At 72.5% G+C, this 5,217-nt stretch carries 5 protein-coding genes and 1 pseudogene; 5 read left to right on the top strand and 1 reads right to left on the bottom strand.

What is annotated here, in order from left to right; translation table 11 throughout:
• Positions 1–202: pseudogene (locus ACJA3G_RS29405) on the bottom strand (hypothetical protein); the annotation flags it as partial.
• A 201-nt stretch (positions 203–403) separates the two neighbouring features.
• On the opposite strand from ACJA3G_RS29405, the gene ACJA3G_RS29400 reads away from it, so the two are divergent.
• The 5 genes from ACJA3G_RS29400 to ACJA3G_RS29380 form a co-directional block, all read left to right on the top strand.
• Positions 404–1,204, top strand: coding sequence for an ABC transporter permease (locus ACJA3G_RS29400; protein ID WP_406556073.1), 801 nt, complete (start codon positions 404–406; stop codon positions 1,202–1,204).
• Positions 1,197–2,093, top strand: a complete 897-nt coding sequence (locus tag ACJA3G_RS29395; protein WP_406556072.1) for an ABC transporter permease — start codon at positions 1,197–1,199, stop codon at positions 2,091–2,093. The genes ACJA3G_RS29400 and ACJA3G_RS29395 overlap by 8 nt, the downstream gene beginning before the upstream one ends.
• An 18-nt stretch (positions 2,094–2,111) precedes the next feature.
• Entirely contained in the window at positions 2,112–3,077 is a 966-nt protein-coding gene (locus ACJA3G_RS29390) for an ATP-binding cassette domain-containing protein (protein WP_406556071.1), read from the top strand.
• Positions 3,078–3,086: 9 nt separating this feature from the next.
• On the top strand, positions 3,087–3,752 hold the full coding sequence (locus tag ACJA3G_RS29385) for a DUF1707 domain-containing protein (protein ID WP_406556070.1): 666 nt from the start codon (positions 3,087–3,089) through the stop codon (positions 3,750–3,752).
• A 146-nt stretch (positions 3,753–3,898) separates the two neighbouring features.
• On the top strand, positions 3,899–5,217 hold a 1,319-nt coding region (locus ACJA3G_RS29380), incomplete at its 3' end, for a DUF445 domain-containing protein (protein ID WP_406556069.1).

The raw sequence follows: 5,217 nt of genomic DNA, 5'->3' as shown, positions 1-5,217 counted from the left end.
GAGCCTCGTCCCCGGTCTCGCCGCTGTCCGGGCCCTCGCCGCGTCCGGCCCTGCCGTCCGGGCCGTCGGCGCCGCCGCCGGGTGAGGCGGGGCCCGGCGTGGCGGCCGGCGGGCCTTGGGCGGCCCCGGGGCCCGTGCCGCCGGGGTCCCGGGGGGCCCAGCCCCGAGGAGAGGGCCGGTTGGGCTGCTCGTCGTCGCTCATGTCTCTCTCGGCGCTGGGCTGTATCGGGTGATTCGCGTTGTACGCCCATATTGCATGCCCGGGTCTGGAAAAGCCGTCGCGCACGATCACCGGACGGCACTAGGGTCGGGCGCTTTGGACGGCCCGGCCGTGACGCCTTCGGGTGCGGTGGGGCGGTCGGGCATGGGCCCTTCATACACGGACCGGACGGAAGGTGGCGTGGTGCGGCTCTACCTGGCGGTGGCCGCAGGTGGGTTCCGACGCCATACGGCGTACCGGATCGCCACTGCGGCGGGGATGTTCACCAACACCGTCTTCGGTGTGATCATGGCGTACACCTATATGGCCCTGTGGAACGTCCGCCCTCGTCTGGGCGGTTACGACCAGGCCGAGGCACTGACGTATGTGTGGCTCGGCCAGGCCCTCCTCATGACCGTCGCCATGATGGGTGGCGGCTTCGAGGACGAGCTCGTCGAACGCATCCGTACGGGTGACATCGCGATCGACCTGTACCGTCCCGTCGACCTCCAACTGTGGTGGCTCGCGGGCGATGTGGGCCGGGCGGCTTTCCACTTCCTGGGGCGCGGTCTGGTGCCGCTGGCGTTCGGGGCGCTCTTCTTCGATCTGGCGCTGCCCGTCGACCCCAGGACATGGCTGGCGTTCGTGCTCGCCGTCCTGTTCGGCGTCGTCGTCAGCTTCTCGATCCGCTATCTGGTGGCGCTCTCGGCGTTCTGGCTGCTCGACGGGGCGGGCCTGACGCAGATCGCCTGGCTCGGCGGGACCTTCTTCTCCGGGATGCTGCTGCCGCTCAACGTCTTTCCCGGCGCCCTCGGCGAGGTGGCGCGGGCGCTGCCCTGGTCGGCGCTGCTCCAGATCCCGGCCGATGTCCTGCTCGGCCACCACACCGGCTGGGGCCTGGCACGGGCGTACGCCTTCCAGCTCGGCTGGGCGGCGGTGCTGATCTGCGCCGGACGCCTGCTCCAGGCGGCGGCGACCAGGAGGGTGGTGGTCCAGGGTGGCTGAGACGGCAGCCGAGACGGCGGCCGGCGCGACGGCCGGGACGGCGGCGGTCCCGGACACGGGCGCGCGCGTCGGGCGGCTGCGCGCCGTCGCGGAGGGCGTGCGCGCCTACCGGCTGATCGCCGGCATGTGGATCCGCTCCACCATGGCCTACCGGGCGTCCTTCGTGATGACGGCGTTCGGCAACTTCGCGGCGACCGCGCTCGACTTCGTGGCGATCCTGCTGATGTTCTCGCACATCGACGCGCTGGGCGGGTACACGCTGCCCGAGGTGGCGTTCCTGTACGGCGCGGCGGGCGCCGCGTTCGGGCTCGCCGACCTGGTGATGGGGTCCATGGACCGGCTCGGCCGCCGGGTGCGCGACGGCACCCTCGACACGCTCCTCGTACGCCCTGCGCCGGTGCTCGCCCAGGTCGCCGCCGACCGGTTCGCGCTGCGCCGCCTCGGCCGCATCACCCAGGGCCTCCTGGTCCTCGGCTACGCGCTGCTGACGCTCGACATCCACTGGACGCCGCTGCGGGTACTGCTGATCCCGCTGATGCTGCTGAGCGGCGCCACCGTCTTCGCCTCGGTGTTCGTGGCGGGCGCGGCGTTCCAGTTCGTCGCGCAGGACGCCTCCGAGGTGCAGAACGCCTTCACGTTCGGCGGGAACCAGCTGCTCCAGTACCCGCCGACGCTCTTCGCCAAGGACCTGGTACGCGGGGTGACGTTCGTGGTCCCGCTGGCCTTCGTGAACTGGCTGCCCGCGCTGTACGTACTGGGGCGGCCCTACCCGCTGGACCTCCCCGGCTGGCTGGCGTTCGCGCCGCCGCTGGTGGCGGTGGGCTGCTGCGCGCTGGCGGGCATCGCGTGGCGGGCGGGCCTGCGGGCGTACCGGAGCACGGGAAGCTGAGAGGAAGCGGGGACGACGATGAGCGATGTGATCGAACTCGACGGGGTCGAGAAGGTCTTCGAGGTCCGGCGCAGGAACGGGCGGCGGCTGCGGCGCGAGCGCGGGCAGGTCAGGGCGGTCGACGGCATCACCTTCTCCGTGCCGCGCGGCGCGATGGTCGGCTACATCGGCCCCAACGGCGCGGGCAAGTCGACCACCGTCAAGATGCTCACCGGCATCCTGACGCCGAGCGGCGGCCGGGTGCGGGTGGCGGGCCTGGACCCCGCGCGCGAACGCACCCGCCTGGCCCGCCGTATCGGCGTGGTCTTCGGCCAGCGCACCACGCTCTGGTGGGACCTGCCGCTGTACGACTCGTACCGTCTGGTCCACCGGATGTACCGCATCCCCGACGACCGCTTCCGCGAGAACCTGGCCCGCTGCGTCGAACTCCTCGACCTCGGACCGCTGCTGGACGTGCCGGTACGCCAGCTGTCGCTGGGCCAGCGGATGCGCGGCGACATCGCGGCGGCCCTGCTGCACGACCCGGAGGTGCTCTACCTGGACGAGCCGACCATCGGCCTGGACGTGGTGAGCAAGGCGAAAGTGCGTGCCTTCCTGAAGGACCTGAACGCCGAACGCGGCACCACGGTCCTGCTCACCACCCATGACCTGACCGACATCGAGCAGCTCTGCGCGCGCGTGATGGTGATCGACCACGGCCGTCTGGTGTACGACGGCGCGCTGGCGGGGCTGCACGAGGTCGGGGGCAGCGAACGCACCCTGGTGGTCGACCTGGAGCGCGAGCTCGCGCCGATCGAGGTCGACCACGCGCGCGTGGTGCGGGTCGAGGGGCCCCGGCAGTGGCTGGCGTTCCCGGCCACGGCGTCGGCGGCGCCGCTGGTGGCGGGGATCGCGGCACGCTATCCGCTGGTGGACCTCTCGGTACGGGAGCCGGACATCGAGTCGGTGATCGCGCGCATGTACGCCGACCGGGGCCTTCATTAGGCTGGCCGTATGACGAGTGAACCTTCGGGGGCGGGTCTTCCCGAGATGAGGGCATCGGACGCGGAGCGCGAACGGGTGGCCGAGGCGCTGCGGGACGCGGTGGCCGAGGGACGGCTCGACATGGAGGAGTTCGAGGAGCGCCTGGAGGCGGCGTACAAGGCGCGTACGCACGGGGATTTGGCGCCGCTGGTACGGGACCTGCCGACGCCCGGAGTGCGCCCGGCGGCCCCGGCCGCCTCCGGTTCCTCCGCGGACCTCGACTGGCCCGCGCGGATCGGCGGCACGGCCACCTCGCGGGGCGCCTTCGCCCTGTGGGGCGGGTTCGGGCGCCGGGGTACGTGGACGATCGGCCGGACGTTCACCGCGTTCGCGATGTGGGGCGGCGGCGACATCGACCTGCGCGAGGCCCGTTTCGAGTCCGCCCAGACGGTGATCCGCTGCTTCACGGTGATGGGCGGGATGGGAGTGACGGTCCCGCCCGAGCTGACGGTGCGGGTGCGCGGCTTCGGCCTGATGGGCGGCTTCGGCGACAAGGCGACGGGCGAGGGCACCCCGGGCTCGCCGACGGTGACGGTGACGGGGTTCGCCCTGATGGGCGGCATCGACGTCAAGCGCAAGCCGCGGAAGACGGCGAAGCGGGGACGCGGCGACGACCCGCGCAAGGAACTGCGCTGACGGACTCCGTCGATGCCCGGCCCCGCTGACGGATCACCCCTTCGAATGAGAACGCGACGTGCGGGAACTCGGCTTGCGTCCCGGGAGTCACTCAGGTAGGGACGATGGCGTACCGGGTGGTGCGTGCGGGTGGACGGGCGGAGCCAATGGAACGTAGTGGAGCGGCGAGGGCGGGCGACCGGGAGGGACCGGCCGCGTCGCCCCCGCCTGCCGCCGGCCTGACGTCCGCGTTCTCGTACACGGCGGCAGACGAGGAGAAGCGCCGGGGCGTGCGCCGGATGAAGGCCACGGCGACGGGCCTGCTGCTCCTGGTGGCGCTGGTCTTCGCCCTGGCGACCTGGGCGGACCGCTCGGGCGCGGGCCCCTGGGCGGCGTACGTGGCGGCGGCGGCCGAGGCCGGGATGGTGGGCGCGCTGGCGGACTGGTTCGCGGTGACGGCGCTGTTCCGCCACCCCCTGGGCGTGCCGATCCCGCACACGGCGATCATCCCGAACAAGAAGGACCAGCTGGGCGAGTCGCTGGGCGCGTTCGTGGGGGAGAACTTCCTCTCCCCGCAGGTGGTGCGTACGAGACTGGGCGCCCTGGGCATGGGCGCCCGGATGGGCACCTGGCTGGCGGACCCCTCGCACGCGGACCGGGTCACGTCCGAGCTGGCCACGGCGCTGCGCGGCGCGCTCACGGTCCTGCGGGACTCGGACGTCCAGGCGGTGGTGGGCGAGGCGATCACGCGCCGGGCGGACGCGGCGGAGATCGCCCCCGGCATCGGCAAGACCCTGGAGAAGGTGGTCGCGGACGGCGGCCACCGCCGGGTGGTGGACCTGGTGTGCGCCCGGGCGCACGACTGGCTGGTGGTGCACGGGGACTCGGTGATGGAGGCGGTCCAGGGCGGCGCCCCCGGCTGGACCCCCCGCTTCGTGGACAAGAAGGTCGGCGAGCGGGTCTACAAGGAACTGCTCCGCTTCGTCACCGAGATGCGGGACATGCCGGGTCACCCGGCGCGCGGCGCCCTGGACCGCTTCCTGGCGGACTTCGCCTCCGACCTCCAGTCGGACACGGACACGCGCGCGAAGGTGGAGCGCCTGAAGTCCGATGTCCTGGCCCGTCCCGAGGTCCAGGACGTGATCGCCTCGGCATGGTCCTCGGTCCGCTCGATGATCATCGCGGCGGCGGAGGACGAACGCAGCGAGCTGCGCCTGCGGGCGAGGGCGTCCCTGCTGTCCCTGGGCGCCCGCCTCTCCACGGACACCCGCCTCCAGGCGAAGGTGGACGGCTGGGTCGAGGACGCGGCGGCGTACGTGGTCTCCACGTACCGCACGGAGATCACTTCCCTGATCACGGACACGGTCCGCTCCTGGGACGCGGCGGACACCTCGAAGAAGATCGAGGCCCACATCGGCCGCGACCTCCAGTTCATCCGGATCAACGGGACGGTGGTGGGGGCGCTGGCGGGGGTGGTGATCTTTGC

Source organism: Streptomyces sp. YS-3 (assembly GCF_045257485.1).
In the GTDB taxonomy this organism is placed as follows: Bacteria; Actinomycetota; Actinomycetes; order Streptomycetales; family Streptomycetaceae; genus Streptomyces.
Note: the sequence above shows the minus strand (reverse complement) of the source record. Positions and strands in the feature narration are given on the sequence as shown.